Genomic DNA, 17,997 nt, shown 5'->3' with positions numbered 1-17,997 from the left:
GACGTGCGTCGGTCCCGCGTGGTGCGACGGCCCGGCGGGGATCACCGATCCCTTCGTGTCAGCGCGCAGTGCACGGCCGACGGGGGTGCGGTTCCCAGCCTCCGGCCGGTGCTCCAACGGTATCGTGTCGGACCCCGACCGACCCAATCGCAGCGCCGCCGCCAGTCGTGCGACGAGCCCGACGACGACCACCCCGAGGAGGACCAGCCCGGTGACCTTGACACCCGAGCGCAGTGCATCCGAGTCGCGCGGACCGTGGGTCTCGCGGCGGGGGCGGTGGGCTGCGCTGGCGGCTCTGGGGTTCGTGATCGTGCCTCTCGTCTACGGGGTCGCGGTGCTGACCCCGGTCGGTCAGAAAGCGGAGGACGCCGCGCTCGGCGGGGTCCGGGAGTCCGACCTGTTCAGTTCGGACACTGCGCTCAACGTCATCTCGGTGCCGGTGATCCTGTTGCTCGTCGTCGTGATCGTCGCCGTGGCGTTCGCCAGACGGCGGCTCTCGGTGGGACTCGGCGCGGGGGTCGTGGTGCTCGCGTCGGCGGCCACCTCGACGCTCGTCAAGCGTATCGCCGTGCGCCCTGAGATCGCTCAGTCGACGACGCCGAACTCGTTCCCGTCCGGGCACGCGACGATCGCGCTGGCGGCGCTGTTCGCGGTCCTGATGGTCACGCCTCGTCGGTTCCGCCCGCTGGTGACCATCGTCGGCGCCGGGTACGCGGTCTTCGTGGCGAACCAGACCGTGGTCTACGGCTGGCACCGGGTCAGCGACATCATCGGTGCCTGCGCGATCGCGATGTTCTGGCTCGGGATCGTCCGCGCGGTCGGGCCCCGGGTCGACCGCGGGCTCCGGGGCGACCGTGACGGTCGGCAGGGGCCGCGGCGGGTGGTGAGCGTCGTGCTCCTCGTCGCGACCGGGGTCACGCTGGCGATCGGTGTCGCGGCGCTCGTGGTCGGCCTGACCGGCGGCGGCGCGCACGACCACGCTGCGATCCTGGTTGCGGGACGGCTGGCGTCCAGTGCGAGCGTCCTGGCGGTCGTGACGATCGTGTGGTTCCTCGACGGGATGCACCACGCCGCGCGCACCGACCCGGCCACGCTGCCGGCCGTCCGCTGACCCAGCCACGCTGCAAGCCGTCGGCTGACCCGGGAGCCGACTCGGGCCTCCAGGCTGCCCGTCCGACGGGCGTGAGCCTGGCGGGAATGCCACGCCGTGCGCTACGTTGTACCGAGCAAGTCGATGCAAACGCATCGAAATCGCGAAAGGCGGCGCATCCTGCAGTTCGGCATCTTCACGGTCAGTGACGTCACGACCGACCCCACGACCGGCACCACGCCGGACGACACCCAGCGCGTCCGCGACATCCTGACGATCGCTGAGCACGCCGACCAGGCCGGGCTCGACGTCTTCGCGACCGGGGAGCACCACAACCCGCCGTTCGTGGCCTCGTCGCCGACCACGCTGCTCGCCTACCTGGCGGCGAAGACGAAGGACATCACCCTGTCCACGTCGACGACCCTGATCACCACCAACGACCCGGTGCGCATCGCCGAGGAGTACGCGATGCTCCAGGTCGTCTCCGACGGCCGCATGGACCTGATGATGGGCCGCGGCAACACCGGCCCCGTCTACCCGTGGTTCGGGCAGGACATCCGCCAGGGCGTCAACCTGGCGATCGAGAACTACGCACTCGTCCGCCAGCTGTGGGAGAACGACGTCGTCAACTGGCAGGGCAAGTTCCGCACGCCGCTGCAGGGCTTCACCTCGACCCCGCGTCCGCTCGACGGTGTCCCGCCGTTCGTCTGGCACGGCTCGATCCGCACGCCGGAGATCGCCGAGCAGGCCGCCTACTACGGTGACGGCTTCTTCCACAACAACATCTTCTGGCCGATCCAGCACACCGAGCAGATGGTCGGCCTGTACCGCCAGCGCTTCGAGCACTACGGGCACGGCCGCGCCGACCAGGCGATCGTCGGGCTCGGCGGGCAGTTCTTCGCGCGGAAGAACTCGCAGGACGCGATCAACGAATTCCGGCCCTACTTCGACAACGCCCCGGTCTACGGTCACGGCCCCTCGATGGAGGACTTCACCGCCCAGACCCCGCTCACCGTCGGTTCGCCGCAGCAGGTCATCGACCGGTACGCGGCGATGAAGGACCACGTCGGCCACTACCAGCGCCAGCTGTTCCTCATCGACCACGCCGGTCTGCCGCTCAAGACGGTGCTCGAGCAGATCGACATCCTGGCGACGGACATCGTGCCGGAGCTGCGCAAGCTGAACGACGAGGGCCGCCCCGCCGACGTCCCGTCGGACCCGCCGTCGCACGCGGCACGTGCCGCTGCCGCGATGGCGGCCGGCACCGTCGGCAGCGACCACGTCGCCGCCGAGGACGAGTGGACGGGCGCGTCCGTCTGACGCTCCCAGCGCTCCCAGCGCTCGCATCGTGAGCAGGAATGGTCGGGTCCCGCCAGGTGACCCGACCATTGCTGCTCACCATGCGCGGTGGGCGCGGCCCCGAGTGTGCCGGGAGGTGGGCCCCATCCGCCGGTTCCGGCGTGACGCGCCAGCGGCACGACGGCCGTGCCGGGAGGGACGGTGCCAGCTGGCACCGGGCCTCCCGTCCGTCTCGGCGCGCGTCCTCGGGCCCGCGCCGACGTCACGGGGTCAGCGACACCTCACGGGGTCGCTGGTGCGTGAGCTGTCGCTCAGCGCGTGAGTTCGGCAGCGGGCTCGGCGACCGGGCGGGCCGGCACGAGCTTCAGGCCGACCACGCACCCGACGATGCCGGCGATGAACAGCAGGCGCAGGACGGTGACGGGCTCCGCGCCGGTGGCCATGCCCCACAGCACCGTGAGCGCGGCGCCGGTACCGGTCCACACCGCGTACGCCGTGCTGATCGGGATGTGCTTGAGGACGTAGCCGAAGGCGACCAGGCTGATCACGATCGTGACGGCGAACACGATCGTCGGTCGGAGCTCGGTGAAGCCGTCGCTCTCGCCGAGGGCGGTCGCCCAGACGGTCTCGAGCGCGGCGCTGACGAACAGGACGATCCACGCCATGTCAGCTCACCACCTTGAGGCCGATGACGCACGCCACCAGGCCGAAGACCAGGGCGAGGCGTGCGAAGGACGCGGCCTCCTGACGGCGGAGGATCGCGACGACCACGGTCAGACTCGCCCCGATGCCGACCCAGACGGCGTAGGCGGTGCCGACCGGGATGCTCTTCATCGCGAACGCCAGCCCCACCATGCTCAGTGCCATCCCGGCGACGAACACGATCGTGGGGACGACCTTCTTGAAGCCGTTCGAGGCGCTGAGGGCGGTGGCCCAGACGGCCTCGAGCACGCCGCTGAGCACGAGGATTGCCCATGCCATGACGATGTCCTTTCCTGCTGGAGTCGTTCGTTCTCGTTGTCGTACGACTGTGCGACAACGACATCGACGGTAGCACGAGTTCGTACGACTGTGCGAGTATGGCGTCGTGGCCAGGAGCATGGACGTCGACGAACGGCGCCGCACCGTGTCCGAGGCGGCCTGCCGGGTCCTCGCCCGCGACGGCCTCGGAGCGCTGAGCGTGCGGAACGTCGCCGCCGAGGCGGGGCTGCCGCCGAGCACGGTCCGCTACACGTTCCCGACCCAGGCGAGCGTCCGCGAGCACACCATCACGCTCGTGTTCGACCGGATCCGCGAGCGCATCGACGCCATTCCGGCTGACCTCACGCCCGCCCGACGCGCACGCCGGATCGTGCTCGAGCTGCTGCCCCTCGACGAGGAGCGGGTCATCGAGCTCGAGGTCTACCTGGCACTCGGCAACGCCGCGCTCACCGACGTCGCGCTCCGGCCGACGCTCGACCGCACCGTCGCGGCGATGCGCACGTGGTGCGAGGAGATCCTCCGGTTGCTCGGCGTGCCGGCTGACGACCGCGAGTACGAGGCCTGCCGTCTGCACGCGCTCCTGGACGGGCTCGCGATGCAGGTCGTCCGACTGGCTCCGGGGGAGTCCGGCGACTGGGCGATCGACGTACTCGACCGACACCTGGACGGCGTCGCCGCGGCCTGATCGCGTGGCCCGCCCTCGCACGGTGCGAGGGGGCGTGCGGGTCGTGCGAGGTTCCGTACTCGGTGGGAGGCTCGCGACCACGCACCGAGTACAGAACCTCGCACCGAACGATTCACCGGCCGTCCCCTCGCACCGTGCGAGCGCGCGCGCAGCCCCGGGCAGGACGCGTCACCTATCCTGTCCCGGTGACGACGACCACGCGGCCGCCGCAGCGCACTCGGAGCCTCACCGGCCCCGACCTGGTGCTGCTCGCCGTCGTCGTCCTGCTGGGGATCCGGCTGTTCTCCCCGAGCATCGGGTCGACCGGGCTGCCGGACGTCGTGCAGGACTTCCTCACGCTGGCGATCAGCGTCGTCGTCGAGTCCCTGCCGTTCGTGGTGCTCGGCATCCTGCTGTCGATCGTCGTCGAGGTCTGGGTGCCGGTCGGCGCGCTCGAGAAGGTCCTGCCGCAGAACGCCTTCGGCCGTCGCGCCGTGATCTCCCTGATCGGCATGCTGTTCCCGGTGTGCGAGTGCGGCAACGTCCCGCTCGCCCGAGGCCTGATGATGCGCGGGTTCACGCCGGCCGAGGCCGTCACGTTCCTCGTCGCGGCCCCGATCCTCAACCCGCTGGTCATCATCAGCACCGCGCAGGCGTTCGGCTGGTCCGGGTGGATCCTGCCGGTGCGCATCGTCGGCGGGTTCGTCATCGCGAACCTCGTCGGCTGGATCGTCGCCGCGCACCGCCGTCCGGCCGACCTGCTGCTCCCCGCCTTCGAGGCCCGGTGCCGTGCGGCCGTCGGAGCGCCCCGCGGCCTGCACCGTTGGCGCCAGAGCGCCGCGCAGTTCGGCGGCGAGACGGCGACGATGATGCCGGCGCTGTTCGTCGGTGCCGGCCTCGCCGCGGCGATCCAGGTGGCCGTGCCCCGCTCGACCCTGGTGGCCGTCGGCTCGAACCCGGTGCTGTCCGTCGCGGCGATGATGCTGCTGGCGATGACGGTGTCGCTCTGCTCGAACGTCGACGCCTTCTTCGCGCTGTCGTTCGCGTCGACGTTCCTGCCCGGGTCGATCACGGCCTTCCTGATCATCGGGCCGATCATCGACGTCAAGATGATCGCCCTGCTGCGCACGACGTTCCGGGTCCGCTTCCTGGTGCTGCTGTCCGTCGTGTGCGTCCTGTTCGCCGGAGCCGTCGGGTTGGTGATGAATGTCCTCGTCTGATGCACGCAGCAACGCGGCCGCGTACCTGGGTCTCGGGTCGGTGCTGGCCGCGGCGCTCTGCACGCTGTGGCTCGCGCTGGTCGGGCACCTCGACCTGTACATCAACCCGCGGTACTCGGTGTTCACGGTCGTGCTCGCCGCCGTCGGGGTGCCCGCGTCGATCGCCGGACTGGTGGCCACCGCCCGCGGGTACGGCCACACGCACGGTGACGAAGCGGACGAGCACCCTGCCGACGAGCACGACGACGCCGATCCCCACGGGCACGAGCACGAGCACGACGCCGACGCCCACGAGCCGCGCCCCGGCCGCGGTCGCGCCGTCCGCCTCGCCCTCGGCGGTGCCGCCGCCGTCGTCACGATCGGCGTCACGGTCGCGATGCTCGTCCTGCCGCCGACGACCCTGTCCGCCCGCACCGCCCAGCAGCGGAGCGTGGACTCCGCGACCCTGTCCAACGCGACCGGCTCCGAGTCCGCGGTGCAGCTGCTCGGCAGCGAGGGCGTCGACACCTCGAAGTACGGCGTCAAGGACTGGGCCGCGCTGATCCGGCAGACCACCGACACCACGGCCCTCGTCGGCAAGCAGGTCGAACTGTCCGGCTTCGTGGTGCCGGGCGACGACGGGTCCTTCACCCTCACCCGCTTCGTGATCAGCTGCTGCGCCGTGGACGCGCAACCGGTCGGTCTCGGCGTCGTGACCGGCGACGGCGACGGCACCGGGGCCGTCCCCGACGAGGGGCAGTGGGTCACCGTCCGCGGAGCCCTGGCCGCCAACCCGGACCAGTCCGCCGACGCCCGCATCGTCGTCAAGGCCGCGAAGATCACCGACATCGCGCAGCCCGAGGACCCGTATGAGTTCTGAGCGCCGCGGAGACCAGCGCCGCGAAGGCCAGCGCCGTGAAGACCAGCGCCGCGAGCGGCGCCCCGTCGCACACCGCTTCCACCGCCGGTACGTCGCCGTCGTGGTGGTCCTCGCCGTGGTCGCCGCGCTCGCCGCGGTCGTCGGCTCGCAGCAGGGCCCGCGGCTCCGCGACGTGTCCTACGACGCGACCGGCCTCGTCACCCGTCCGGCCCAGCGGGTGATCCTGACGGCGAACCAGGCGCTGCAGAAGGTCGCCGCCGCCGACGTACGGGTCAGCCCGGCTGCGGCGCACACCGTGACCTCGAGCGGCAACACGATCGCGGTCGAGTTCGCCGGACCCCTGGCCTACGACCGCGAGTACACCGTGACGGTCGCGGGGGTCCGGGCACCCGGGCAGCGCGCCACGTCCGACCTGACGGCGGCGATCCGCACCGGCAGCACCGACGTGCTCGCACTCGTGCCGGGGCAGGCCGGGGCGAAGGACCGCATCGTCCGGCGCTCCCTCGACGCGGGCGGCGCCACCACGGTCTACGAGGGCACCGCGATCTCCGAGTACGCCCGGCTCGGCCGTTCCCTGGTGGTCGTGAGCGGCACGGACGCCAGCTCGTCCGTCGACATCGTGGCGCTGAGCGGTGGTGTGCAGGACGCCGACGCCCCCGTCGAACACCTCACCCTGCCGACCTCCGAGGGTCGCGTCACGGCGCTCCACGTCGCCGACGACGGTGCCTCGTTCGGGTTCGAGTACGCCGACACCTCGACCGGGCAGTCCCGGAACACCGGCCTGTACGTGGTCGACATGACGGGCACCCACATGCCCACGGCGATCGCGGCGAACGGCAAGCCGAAGACGGGCGCCGTGCCGATGACCGTCGGGCAGTGGGCCTACGTGCCGCGGACCGAGAGTGCCCTGGTCCGGACGGGCGGCGACGACCTGGTGCTCGTCGACATGAGCGGGCGTGCCGACCCGGTCCGGCTCGGCAGCGCCACCTACCTGCACGGCTTCGTCGGCACCGGCACCACGGCCGTCGTCGAGACAGGCACGGGCATCGAGCGGCTGGACCTGACCGACGGGTCGAAGTCGGCGCTGCAGGCGCCCGCCGCGAGTACCGATGCGGCCGTCCTCGGCCGCATCGCCCAGCTGTCCGACGACACGTACCTGCGGGTGCTGGGGGATGTGCGGTCGGACGGCACCATCGCGGCACGGATCGTGCGCGTGGACGGGGGACGGGCCTCCCGGCTGCCGGTGGCGATCCCGGACGACGCGAGCGTCACCGCGGTCTGCCCGTCCCCGAACAGCCAGTTCGTCGCGGTCGCGACGAAGTCGGCGGCCGGCGAGCTCGTGAGCATCGTCGACGCGGCCTCCGGCGCGCTCGAGGCGAGCATCGACGCGGGCTCCGTCGACTGGTGCGGTGCGCTGCCGTCCGGTGACGAGGTCGGCTGACGGTCCAGAGACGACAGACTGGAGGCCCGGTACCAGCTGGTACCGGGCCTCCAGTTTGTCAGGTGGTGACGACTAGGCCAGCGTGGCCGCGTCGATCACGAAGCGGTAGCGGACGTCCGAGGACAGCACGCGCTCGTAGGCCTCGTTGATCTGGTCGGCGCTGATGAGCTCGGTCTCCGGGAGGATCCCGTGCTCGGCGCAGAAGTCGAGCATCTCCTGGGTCTCCTGGATGCCGCCGATGGCGGAACCCGCCCAGCTGAGCCGACGCGGGATGAGCGCGAAGGCCGGCACCTCGAGCGGCTCGGACGGAGCGCCCACGTTGACGAGCGTGCCGTCGACCTTGAGCAGGCCGAGGTAGGCGCCCATCGGGATCTTCGCCGAGACGGTGTTGATGATCAGCTCGAAGGAGTTCGCGAGCTTCTCGAACGTCTCCGGGTCCTTCGTCGCGTAGTGGGCCTTCGCGCCGTAGCGGAGCGAGTCCTCCTGCTTGGAGGTGGTCTGCGACAGGACGGTGACCTCGGCGCCGAGCGCGACGGCGATCTTGACGGCCATGTGGCCGAGCCCGCCCATGCCGACGACGGCGACCTTGGTGCCGGGGCCGGCCTTCCAGTGGTGCAGCGGCGAGTAGGTGGTGATGCCGGCGCAGAGCAGCGGCGCGACCTTCTCGATGTCGAGCGACTCGGGGACACGGAGGACGAAGTCCTCGTTCACCACGACGGCCTGCGAGTAGCCGCCCTGGGTGATCGAGCCGTCGGCCGGGTCGACGCTGGCGTAGGTGCCGATGTTGCCCTTGAGGCAGTACTGCTCCTGGCCGGCGACGCAGTTCTCGCACTCGCCGCACGAGTTCACCATGCAGCCGACGCCGACGCGGTCGCCGACCTTGTGCTTGGTGACGTTCGCGCCGACCTCGGTGACGTGGCCGACGATCTCGTGGCCGACGACCTGCGGGTACTGGATGGGGCCCCACTCACCGCGGACGGTGTGGATGTCCGAGTGGCAGATGCCGGCGTAGGCGATGTCGATCGCGACGTCGTCCGGGCCGACGTCCCGACGGGTGATGGTGGTCTTGACGAGCGGCTCGGTCGCTGACGGTGCCGCGTACGCGTTGACGGTGCGCAATGATCTCCTCGTGGGGGTGGTGCGTTGCGGGCCGGTTCCGGCCCGGAACCAGTGTGCGCGCAGCCGCGGCCGGGTGGGAGGTACAACCAGGACACCCCTGTGCCCGCGGACGGGCGCGTCGCGGCGGCTGCGCGGCGCGGCGCCGCCGCGGTGCTCGCGTCGTTCTGCTCGCTCAGGCGAGCCGGGCCAGCCTCTGCCCCGCGATCGTGGCGAAGCGCAGCGGGTCGGCGAGGGCGTCGTCGGGCTCGCCGGTGGTCTGCGTCGCGAGCACGGTGAGCGACGCGGCGGCCGCGTAGTCGTCGAGCGGGGCCTCGATCGCGCCCGCGACGAGCATCGAGCGGGCACCGGGAGCGTGCGCCGCGGTCAGGTCGCGGACCACCGAGGGCACCTTCCCGACGGCGCTCTGGCCGTCGAAGCACCCTTCGCCGCTGATCACCACATCGGCACCGTCGAGCAGCGCCGGCAGCCCGAGGACCTCGGCGACGGCCGCGGCCCCACCGGCGAGCGTGGCGCCCCACATCAGCAGGCCGAACCCGACACCGCCGGCGGCTCCGGCGCCCGGGGTGTCCGGGTCGACGTCGGGGAAGCGTGCGGCCCAGGTGGCGAGTCGGTCGTCGAACGACGCCACACGGTCGGGCGTGATGCCCTTCTGCGGGCCGAAGACGGCGGCGGCACCGGTCGGACCGAGCAGCGGAGAGGTCACGTCGGTGAGCACGGTGACACCGAGCGGGGGGAGCGCGCGGAGGCCGCCGGTGCCGGCTCCTTCGCTGTCGAGTCCGAGCGCCTCGAGCACCGGACGCCCGCCGTCGGTCGACGCGCTGCCCCCGATGCCGAGCACGAGCCCCGTCGCACCGGCGTCGAGCGCGGCGGCGATCGCCTCGCCGAACCCGCGGCTCGTCGCCGTGTCCGGCATCGGTGCGTCGAGCAGGGGGAGGCCGCTCGTCGCCGCGAGCTCCACCACCGCGCGGTCGTCGGGCAGCCGCAGCCAGTGGGTGTCGACCGGCGTGCCGGCCGGTCCGGTCACGGTGACGGGGACCCGGACTGATCCGGGGACCGCGGACTCGAAGGCGTCGAGCGTGCCCTCGCCGCCGTCGGCCATCGGGACGAGCACCACGTCGTCGTCGGGGCGTTCGGTCAGCCAACCGGTACGGACGGCCCCGGCGACGGCCGTCGCCGTCGCGGTGCCCTTGAACGAGTCCGGAGCCACGATGATGCGCACGGCTCCCACCGTAGTGGCCGGTCGCCAGACGCCGGCGTGCGTGCGAGACGCCGTCGTGTGCGCGTGTGCGCGTGTGCGCGTGTGCGCGTGTGCGCGTGTGCGAGACGCCGGCGTGTGCGCAGGACGCCTCGTTGTCCTCGAGACGCCTCCGGATCCGGCGGCGTCTCGACGCCATGGCGGCGTCGAACGAAGACGCCGGCGTCTCGCGAACGACCGAGCGCTGGCCTCAGGGCGCGGGCACCGGCTCCGGCAGGGCGAAGCGCGGGTGCGGCACCCCGCCCGTCGCGAGGTCCGCGAGCATCTCGCCGAGCAGCGGCGCGAACTTGAAGCCGTGCCCGGAGAACCCCGTCGCCACGGTCAGCGGCCCGACGCGGTCGATGACGAAGTCCTCGTCGGGGGAGTTGTCGTACAGGCAGCTGATGAACGTCGGCTTCGTCGCGTCGACCCCCGGCACGTACCGCGCGACGTACGCCTGCAGCCGCTCGGCTTCGGCACGCACGGGCACGAAGTCCCGGTGGTCCGGGTCGACGACGGGGCCGGTGCCGTGGAACCCGACCTTGACGCCCTCGCCCGGCGTCAGCAGCCCGTACACGTCGTCGCCGTCGGCCCAGTGCACGAAGCTCGGCCAGGCCGCGTCCGGCAGGTGGCTGGGGAAGTGAGCCGGCTGCTCCTGGGTGACGCGGATGGCCGGGAGGCCCGCCCCGCGTCCGGCGAGCAGCCCGCCGACCAGCGTGGGGGCCCACGAGCCCACCGCGGCCACCACGGACGCGGTTCGGACCGCGCTGCCGTCGGACAGCGTCACGGTGACGTCGTCACCGTGGTCCTCGAGCCCGGTGACCCGCGTGTCGAACCGCAGGTCGGCGAGACCGGTCCGTTCGGCCAGCGTCAGGAACACCTCGATCGTCCGGTCGGAGCGGATGCGCCCGGCGGAGGGATGGGTCAGCACGTGCCCCTCGAACGCGATGCCGGGCCAGCGCGCCGCCGCCTGGTCCGGGGTCAGTGACTCGTGTGGGATGTCCGCGTCGGCGAGGGCGGCGGCGATCGCGTCGACGACCTCGGGCCGACCGTGGTCGACGGCCCCCGTGCGGACGACGAGCTCCTCGCCGGCGGCGTCCTCGAGCGCTCCCCACAGTTCGAGCGCCCGGGTGGTCAGGGCGACGTACTCGGGGTCGGCGTAGCCCTGCCGGAAGATCCGGGTCGCACCGTGCGAGGAACCGAGGTGGTGGCCGCGGGCGTGCTGTTCCACGAGCAGGACGCGCTCGCCGCGGGCGGTGAGGGCGTAGGCGGTCGCGGCGCCGACGACCCCGGCACCGATGACGACCACGGGTGCGATGTGTTCGGGGGAACCGGGAGACGAGGACATGCGGCGAGCGTACGTCCGACGGAGCGAGTGACGGGAATCGAACCCGCGCTACCAGCTTGGGAAGCTGGAGTTCTACCATTGAACTACACTCGCGCGCCCCGCAGAACGGGACTCGGCAAGCCTAGCGGATTCTCGCCTGGAAGCCAGCCGACCGCGCACCGTACGCCGTCTCGCCGGCGCGTGTCGCGCCTCCCGAGTCTCCGCTGTGAGGGTGCGAGCCTGACGGACAGGTGTCGCCCCCGTGTGTACCGTCCAGGGAGTTCCAGCCCCGAACCGAGGAGGACCCGGATGGTCAGGCATCCCCTCATCGACGACGTGGTCGGCTCGGCGATCGTGGTCGAGTCCGCCTCGCCCGTCGTGTGGCTGACCGATGCGCTCGCCTCGCTGCTCCGCCGGTCGGCGGACGCCGGACGGACGGTCGTGCTCCGCACCGGCCGGGCCGCGGCGATCACCCCGGCTCTCCGGCACGCGCTCGGCGCGTACGGCGCCGCGTGGGCGGTGTCCGACTTCGACGGCACACTGCGTGACGGCCGGACCGGCGTCGCCGCATCGGACATCGAGGACTTCGTGCACCGCGGCCCCGAACTCGTGGGCACGCCGTCGCCCGAGCACCCGGTCTCGGCTGACTCGGTGCGCCAGATCAGCATCGACCTGACCCTCCGGCACCACCCCGGCCGTGCGGTCGACATGGGCTCTGCGATCGAGGCGTTGTGCCACACCGTCGGCACCTGCCCGACCCGGTGGGGCACCGCCGAACCGCTCACCGTGCCGTGGGACCGCTGGGTCGTGACGCAGTACGCGAAGCACGAGGCACCCGGGATCTCGACCTCGTACGCCGTCGGCGAGGGGTTCTCCGCGACGATGACCGCGCACCTGGTCGGCGGGGTCGTCGTCGAGACGATGTCCGCCGTGCTCACCGTGCCCGAGGAGAACACCGACCCGGGGCTGGCGAACCGGATGTGCGACGCCGTGCAGCGGGTCGCCGACCAGGTCGTCCCCGTGTTCGGCGTGGTCATGCAGCGCCGAGGCGATGCCGACCACCTGGTGCGGGCCGTCTCGCACGGCGAGCCGTCGCCGCTCGCCGTCGTCGTGGGCCCCGAGGCCGCCGGCTTCCTGGACCGCGACGGCGTCTGGCCGCCGCCGCGCACCACGACCGCGACCTTCGCAGCCGGCTCCGGCTCGGCCGCCCGTCCGGATGCCGACGCGACCGAAGACGGTGGGATGATCGTCCGCTTCGAGGACGGCTGGGAAGCGCTCGAGTCGTTCCTCGACCGCATCGACGAGGACCGCTTCCTGCAGCTGGTCGGTGGCGCACCGCTCGACCCCGCGCACGACGAGGGCACGCTCGACGGCCACGTCCGCGACGACCGGATGGTGGGCGGTCACGGTGCCGCGTGACGTCACCATCCTCTGCCGTCAGCCCGTCGAGACGCGCGAGGTGGCGGAGGCGCTCCTGCTGCACGACGAGACCTGGGGCGTCCGGGCGCTCGACGACGGCCCGATGATGCAGGTCTGCCGTGACGCCACGCACCCGGTGATCACCGTGCTCGGCGTGCGCCGGGTGGACTCCTTCGACGAGGTCGAGCGGATCCTGCCGGACGCCCCGACCCTGGCGACGCCGCTGTGGTGGGTCGACACCGTGACCCCCGCGGGTCCCGACGGGGAATCGGGGATCTCGGCCGCCCTCGAAGCCGCGATGGACCTCGACGCGGTCTGCATCGTCCACGGGGACTGACCGGGGTCGTTCCTGCCGTGTGGCCGGTACCGCGGGTCAGTCCCGCTTGCTCATCGCGGCCAGGCGCTCGTTGTAGGCCTTGAGGTCGGCGTCGCCGTCGCGGTCGGCCTTGCGGTCCAGGCGCTTCGCGTCGCGCTTGTCCGAGCGCATCCAGTTCCGGACGACGAGCAGGGCCACGAACACCATCGGGAGCTCCGACGCACCCCAGGCGATGCCGCCGCCGGTGTGCTGGTCGTCGAGCAGCGCGGCGTCGTTCGTCTGGCCCAGCGCGTGGAACCAGTCCACCGCGAACACCGACTGCGACGTCATGACCGCGACGCCGAAGAACGCGTGGAACGCCAGGGTGGCCAGCAGGGTGATGATGAGCATCGGGTACGGCGGGCGCTGTGGGCCCGGGTCGACGCCGACGAAGACCCAGAAGAACAGGTAGCCGCTCAGGACGAAGTGGATGATCATCGCGACGTGCCACTCGTGCGACTGCATCGCGGCCTGGTACGCCGGCGTGAAGTAGAACACCACGAGGGACCCGGCGAAGATGATGCCCGCGACGGCTGGCTTGCCGAGGAACTGCATCCAGCGTGAGTGCACGAAGAGCATGAGCCACTCGCGGGCGCCGCGTGAGCCGTCGTTCCGGACCGGCAGGGTGCGGAGTGCGAGCAGCACCGGGCCACCGAGCACGAGCGGCAGCGGGACGAACATCATCAGCAGCATGTGCTGGAGCATGTGCGACGAGAAGTGGATCATGCCGTAGACGGCGGGGCCGGCCGAGGTGGTCCAGATGAACAGGGCGCAGCCGATCAGCCAGGCGATGGTGCGACCGACGGGCCAGGCGTCGCCGCGCTTCCGGAGCTTGCGCACCGCCAGCAGGTACCAGACGGCCCCGACGACGGCCAGGCCGAGCCACACCCAGTCGATGTGCCACTGGGTCAGGTAGGTCTGCGTGGTCTGTGCCGGCGGGAACGGGAACCCGATCAGGCCGGAGCGGGTGTCCTCGCCCGTCGCGGGGGTCTGCGGGATCGGCGGCTGTGAGCGGGACACGGCGACCGAGACGCCGATCGCCACGGCCATGAACACGATCTCGGCCAGCGCGAACCGGGTGAACAGGCGGCGGTCGAGCGGCGCGCGGAGGAGCCCGGGCACGAGCTTCCGGCGCTGCACGATGCCCGCGACACCGAGCAGTACGAGGATGAGCGCCTTGACGGTGATGAGCCAGCCGTACGTCGTCGTGACGAGGTCGAGCGGGCCGGTCAGACGCAGCGACGCGTTGACGATGCCGGAGAACGCCACGGCCCCGAACGACCAGCCGGCGAGCGTCGAGTACCGGGCGATCACGCGTCCGGTCGCGCCCTTGGTGCGGGTGCGGAGCAGGACCACGGCGACCAGGCCGCCGGCCCACACGCACACCCCGACCAGGTGGATCGCGAGCGAGTTCACCGCGTTCGCGTGCTCGAGCGACCCGGCGGCGTGGCCGGACAGGGCCAGGGGGAGCAGGGCGAACAGGCCGATCACGGTGGCGAACGCCAGGGTCGTCACCCGGGTGGCGAAGGCGGCGACCACCGTGGCGACCAGGATCGCGGCAGCGGACACCACGAGTGCCTGGCCGATCTCGACCTGGAACGCGAAGAGCATGAAGTTGCGGGCGAACACCGGGCTGGTGAGCGGGACACCGAGGGTGTTCGCGCCGGTCAGGACGATGCTCACCGCGGCGGCCAGGAACCAGACGGCGCCGGTCGCCGCGGCCCACCGGGTGGCCCGGTGCTGCACGCTCGACAGAGCGCCGTGGTCCTTCTTCTGCGCGGGCAGCGCGAACGCGGCGACGATGAGGAGCCCGATGGTCAGCGCCGCCATCGTGTCGTGCACGACGCGGGCGATCGGCAGGCCGTACTCGACGACGTCTCCGGCGGACACCAGCTGCTGACCCGCGCTGAAGGCACCGGTGATCGTCAGCCCGAGGATCGAGCACGCGACGGCGAGCGGGATCGCGATCACGAGGACCGTCGCGACGGTGGACGAGCGCCCGGTGGTGGGGGCGGCGTCCGGCGCTGACCCGGTGGGCTGGGTTTCGGGTGACGTGACGGTCATGACCGTCCAATGGTAGGCGTGCCGGCTGGCAACCGGCCCCTCGGATGCGCGCTCAGACCCGCCGTTCCCAGATGCCCTCGCAGCCGACGCCGACGAACCCGACGGCCTCGTTCACGTCGAGCATGTGGCGGTTCTCCTCCGCGTTGAACGTGATGATCGAGGGGTGCCCCGGATGCTCCCGCTCGACGGCCTCGATCCCGACCGCCTTCAGGAGCCATCCCAGCCGCTGCCCACGGTGCTCACGGACGACGAGGGTGTCGCCCTGCATGACCGGCTGCGCGAGGGGACCGGGGACGGCGAGCTGGGTGAACCCGACGAGCGACCCGGTCGAGGTGTCCTCGACCACGACCGTGCGCATCGTGCGGGGTCCGTCCTCGAGGTGCTGCTCGTGTGTCCGGAGCCGCTCGACCGTCCAGGCGTCCTCGGGCTCGGTCATGTCGCCCGACGGGGCGTCGGTGCTCATCCGGGTCAGCAGGAGCGCGAGGTCCGACTGCCACCGATCGGGTGTCGGACCCGTCCAGGTGTGCACGCGGTGGTGGTCACCCGACGCGACGGTCGCAGCCGCACGGACTTCGGCCACCGCGGCCTCGGCAGCCGGGAGTGCGAGACGGCTGATCCGGTTGACCTGCCCGAGCCGCCAGCCTCGACGGGTCAGGAACCGGACCGCTGCCTCGTCCTCCGGGACGGCCCCGAACCCGGTGGGGGCCTGTCGGTACCCGGGGCCGGATGCCTGCCCGACCTGTCGTGAGACCGCGTAGGTCTTCCACTGCGTGCGTCCCTGACCGCGAGCGACGTCCTCCAGGTGTTCGGCCAGGAGCGTGCCCACGCCGCGACGTCGGTGTTCGGGTGCCACGCTGACCGCGATCCAGCAGTTCGGGGCGGCAGGGTCCACCTTCGAGTCGTACGAGCCGGCTCCGACCGCGGTCCCCTCGTCGTCGCGGACCAGGAACAGTCGGCTGGGTGCGTCCGGGTCGAGCAGGTACGGCAGCTGTTCCTCGGGGGTCCAGAGCAGCTCGGGCAGGTGCGTGGTCGCGACCTCGGCCCGGTTCTGCACGTCGACCCACTCGCGGAACACCGAGACGACGGCCGGGTCGTCGTCCATGGTGGCGGGCACCGTGATCTCGTCGACGGTGTACGTGGTCATCACTGCTCCGAACGCCGCCCGCCCGGGTGGTGGGCAGCCTGGCAGCATACCGGCGCGACGCCCGCTGCCGCTAGGCTTCCTCCGTGCTGCTCTCCGACCGCGACATCACCGCCCAGCTCGCCGAAGGCCGGATCGGCCTCGACCCGTACGACGCCTCGCTCGTGCAGCCGTCGAGCATCGACGTCCGGCTCGACAAGTTCTTCCGGCTGTTCGACAACCACAAGTACCCGCACATCGACCCTGCGGTGGACCAGCCCGACCTGACCCGCCTGGTCGAGACCGACCCGGACGAGGCGTTCGTGCTGCACCCGGGTGAGTTCGTCCTCGGCTCCACGTTCGAGGTCGTGACGCTGCCCGACGACATCGCGGCGCGGCTCGAGGGCAAGAGCTCGCTCGGTCGCCTCGGCCTCCTGACCCACTCGACCGCGGGCTTCATCGACCCCGGGTTCTCCGGGCACGTGACGCTCGAGCTGTCGAACGTGGCGACGCTGCCGATCAAGCTGTGGCCGGGGATGAAGATCGGGCAGCTCTGCTTCTTCCAGCTGTCGAGCCCGGCCGAGAAGCCCTACGGTTCCGCCGAGTACCAGTCCCGCTACCAGGGTCAGCGTGGCCCGACCGCGTCCCGCTCGGCGCAGAACTTCCACCGGGCGGACGTCTCCGACCCGCGCTGACGAGCGCCGGACCGTCCCGTTCCGTCCGGGCCTGCACAGACCCGTCGGTTCCACCAGCAGACGAAATGTCGCATGCTGTGTATCGTTGCAGCATGTCCGCTGTCCCCCCACGGTCCGCCCCGCCACTGTCGGCCGCGGTGCTCATCCGCGACGCCCGTGAACGCGCCGAACTGACCCAGGTCCAGCTCGCCCAGCGCGCCGGCGTCACCCAGAGCGTCATCAGCACCTACGAGAACGGTCGGCGGGAACCGTCGCTCGCCGCCCTGCAGCGGATGCTCCGGGCGGCGGGCTTCACGACGACGATCGACCTGCAGCCGGTCGAGGAACCCCAGCCGCTCCTCGAACGGGTGGTCGCCGCCCGGCAGGACCTCGTCGACATCGTGCAGCGGTTCGGCGGGCGGAACCCACGGATCTTCGGCAGCGTCGCCCGGGGTGAGGACGGCCCGGACAGCGACGTGGACCTGATGGTCGACGTCGACGCGGGGCTCGGGATCTTCGCGCTCATGCGGATCCAGGACGCCGCCGAGCGGTTGCTCGGCGTCCGCGTCGACGTGGTCGACGCCGCGGGCATGCGCCCCGCGGTCGTCCGGACCGCGGTGCCGCTGTGAGCGCCGAGCCGGGCGTCCGCCGTGCCGTCGGCGACCGCCTCGACGACGTCATCCGGGCCTGCGAGGCGATCCGGCGCTACGTCGACGACGAGCGGCTGCCCGAGGACCTGGTGCACGACGCGGTCCGGATGCGCCTGGTCGAGATCGGTGAGGCCGTGCGGGTGCTCCCGGTCGGGGTCACCGCGAGCGAGCCCGGCATCCCGTGGTCGCGGGTGTCCGACCTGGGGGAGCGGCTGACCCGGCGGTACTTCGACACGACGCGTGCGCTGGTGTTCGGCACCGCCCGCACCGACGTCCCGCACCTCGCCGACGCCGCGCGCCGGTTGCGCGCTGCCCACCCCTGACGGACGCGGGCACGGACCGGGCGCGGCCACGTGCCCTGGGCGGACCACATGCCGGACTGGAGGCACGGATCACGACGTGCACCGAGCCTCCCGTCCGCCGTGTGGCCGGCCGCAGGACGACGCAGGACGGCCCCGTCTCGCCGAGGCGAGACGGGGCC

At 72.0% G+C, this 17,997-nt stretch carries 18 protein-coding genes and 1 tRNA gene; 11 read left to right on the top strand and 8 right to left on the bottom strand.

All coding sequences use genetic code 11. The features are described 5' to 3' along the window. Positions 1-211: 211 nt before the first annotated feature. On the top strand, positions 212-1,111 hold the full coding sequence (locus tag BR70_RS22730) for a phosphatase PAP2 family protein (protein WP_197019611.1): 900 nt from the start codon (positions 212-214) through the stop codon (positions 1,109-1,111). Between the two features lie 159 nt (positions 1,112-1,270). Then, positions 1,271-2,410 (top strand): CE1758 family FMN-dependent luciferase-like monooxygenase, encoded by a 1,140-nt coding sequence (locus tag BR70_RS0103510; RefSeq protein WP_027464948.1) that lies wholly within the window; start codon positions 1,271-1,273, stop codon positions 2,408-2,410. Between the two features lie 290 nt (positions 2,411-2,700). Here BR70_RS0103510 and BR70_RS0103505 read toward each other — a convergent pair whose 3' ends face one another. Both BR70_RS0103505 and BR70_RS0103500 read right to left on the bottom strand, forming a co-directional pair. Next, positions 2,701-3,054 (bottom strand): DMT family transporter, encoded by a 354-nt coding sequence (locus BR70_RS0103505; protein ID WP_027464947.1) that lies wholly within the window; start codon positions 3,052-3,054, stop codon positions 2,701-2,703. A 1-nt stretch (position 3,055) separates the two neighbouring features. Then, on the bottom strand, positions 3,056-3,370 hold the full coding sequence (locus tag BR70_RS0103500; RefSeq protein WP_027464946.1) for a DMT family transporter: 315 nt from the start codon (positions 3,368-3,370) through the stop codon (positions 3,056-3,058). A 106-nt stretch (positions 3,371-3,476) separates the two neighbouring features. On the opposite strand from BR70_RS0103500, the gene BR70_RS0103495 reads away from it, so the two are divergent. The 4 genes from BR70_RS0103495 to BR70_RS0103480 all read left to right on the top strand — a co-directional run bounded on the left by BR70_RS0103495 (position 3,477) and on the right by BR70_RS0103480 (position 7,554). Then, positions 3,477-4,055: a TetR/AcrR family transcriptional regulator gene (locus BR70_RS0103495; protein ID WP_027464945.1), complete on the top strand. Its 579-nt coding sequence runs from the start codon at positions 3,477-3,479 to the stop codon at positions 4,053-4,055. 185 nt (positions 4,056-4,240) lie between these two features. Then, positions 4,241-5,254: a permease gene (locus BR70_RS0103490; protein ID WP_027464944.1), complete on the top strand. Its 1,014-nt coding sequence runs from the start codon at positions 4,241-4,243 to the stop codon at positions 5,252-5,254. Continuing rightward, positions 5,241-6,113 carry a TIGR03943 family putative permease subunit gene (locus BR70_RS0103485; protein WP_051596591.1) on the top strand — a complete coding sequence of 291 codons (873 nt, stop codon included), beginning with the start codon at positions 5,241-5,243 and terminating at the stop codon, positions 6,111-6,113. The genes BR70_RS0103490 and BR70_RS0103485 overlap by 14 nt, the downstream gene beginning before the upstream one ends. Continuing rightward, on the top strand, positions 6,103-7,554 hold the full coding sequence (locus BR70_RS0103480; protein WP_155896755.1) for a hypothetical protein: 1,452 nt from the start codon (positions 6,103-6,105) through the stop codon (positions 7,552-7,554). Before BR70_RS0103485 ends, BR70_RS0103480 begins: the two co-directional genes overlap by 11 nt. Before the next feature lie 72 nt (positions 7,555-7,626). Here BR70_RS0103480 and BR70_RS0103475 read toward each other — a convergent pair whose 3' ends face one another. The 4 genes from BR70_RS0103475 to BR70_RS0103460 form a co-directional block, all read right to left on the bottom strand. Next, positions 7,627-8,673 (bottom strand): NAD(P)-dependent alcohol dehydrogenase, encoded by a 1,047-nt coding sequence (locus BR70_RS0103475; protein WP_027464941.1) that lies wholly within the window; start codon positions 8,671-8,673, stop codon positions 7,627-7,629. Between the two features lie 172 nt (positions 8,674-8,845). Next, complete coding sequence (locus tag BR70_RS0103470; RefSeq protein ID WP_027464940.1) at positions 8,846-9,892, bottom strand: glycerate kinase; 1,047 nt, start codon at positions 9,890-9,892, stop codon at positions 8,846-8,848. Between the two features lie 226 nt (positions 9,893-10,118). Continuing rightward, the gene (locus BR70_RS0103465) at positions 10,119-11,255 is read right to left on the bottom strand and encodes an FAD-dependent oxidoreductase (RefSeq protein ID WP_051596602.1); all 1,137 of its coding nucleotides are present in this window, start codon (positions 11,253-11,255) and stop codon (positions 10,119-10,121) included. 22 nt (positions 11,256-11,277) lie between these two features. Beyond that, a tRNA-Gly gene (locus BR70_RS0103460) sits at positions 11,278-11,348 on the bottom strand. Positions 11,349-11,543: 195 nt separating this feature from the next. On the opposite strand from BR70_RS0103460, the gene BR70_RS0103455 reads away from it, so the two are divergent. Together BR70_RS0103455 and BR70_RS0103450 are read left to right on the top strand one after the other, a co-directional pair. Beyond that, the gene (locus tag BR70_RS0103455; RefSeq protein WP_027464938.1) at positions 11,544-12,653 is read left to right on the top strand and encodes a DUF6177 family protein; all 1,110 of its coding nucleotides are present in this window, start codon (positions 11,544-11,546) and stop codon (positions 12,651-12,653) included. Then, positions 12,643-12,990, top strand: coding sequence for a hypothetical protein (locus tag BR70_RS0103450; RefSeq protein WP_027464937.1), 348 nt, complete (start codon positions 12,643-12,645; stop codon positions 12,988-12,990). Before BR70_RS0103455 ends, BR70_RS0103450 begins: the two co-directional genes overlap by 11 nt. A gap of 36 nt (positions 12,991-13,026) precedes the next feature. Here the strand turns inward: BR70_RS0103450 and BR70_RS0103445 are convergent, their stop codons facing one another. Together BR70_RS0103445 and BR70_RS19320 are read right to left on the bottom strand one after the other, a co-directional pair. Then, the gene (locus BR70_RS0103445; protein ID WP_027464936.1) at positions 13,027-15,072 is read right to left on the bottom strand and encodes a bifunctional copper resistance protein CopD/cytochrome c oxidase assembly protein; all 2,046 of its coding nucleotides are present in this window, start codon (positions 15,070-15,072) and stop codon (positions 13,027-13,029) included. A 52-nt stretch (positions 15,073-15,124) separates the two neighbouring features. Then, the gene (locus BR70_RS19320) at positions 15,125-16,216 is read right to left on the bottom strand and encodes a GNAT family N-acetyltransferase (protein ID WP_051596590.1); all 1,092 of its coding nucleotides are present in this window, start codon (positions 16,214-16,216) and stop codon (positions 15,125-15,127) included. 83 nt (positions 16,217-16,299) lie between these two features. Here BR70_RS19320 and dcd point away from each other — a divergent pair, with 83 nt between their 5' ends. From dcd to BR70_RS0103425, 3 genes are all read left to right on the top strand, one after another. Continuing rightward, the gene (gene dcd / locus BR70_RS0103435) at positions 16,300-16,887 is read left to right on the top strand and encodes a dCTP deaminase (protein WP_027464935.1); all 588 of its coding nucleotides are present in this window, start codon (positions 16,300-16,302) and stop codon (positions 16,885-16,887) included. Between the two features lie 92 nt (positions 16,888-16,979). After that, positions 16,980-17,495 (top strand): helix-turn-helix domain-containing protein, encoded by a 516-nt coding sequence (locus BR70_RS0103430; RefSeq protein WP_051596589.1) that lies wholly within the window; start codon positions 16,980-16,982, stop codon positions 17,493-17,495. Further along, positions 17,492-17,839: a HepT-like ribonuclease domain-containing protein gene (locus BR70_RS0103425; protein ID WP_027464933.1), complete on the top strand. Its 348-nt coding sequence runs from the start codon at positions 17,492-17,494 to the stop codon at positions 17,837-17,839. The genes BR70_RS0103430 and BR70_RS0103425 overlap by 4 nt, the downstream gene beginning before the upstream one ends. The last annotated feature ends 158 nt before the right edge of the window (positions 17,840-17,997 follow it).

Source organism: Curtobacterium sp. UNCCL17 (assembly GCF_000686685.1).
GTDB classification, from domain to species: Bacteria; Actinomycetota; Actinomycetes; order Actinomycetales; family Microbacteriaceae; genus Curtobacterium; species Curtobacterium flaccumfaciens.
This window is presented reverse-complemented; position numbering and strand designations above follow the sequence as displayed.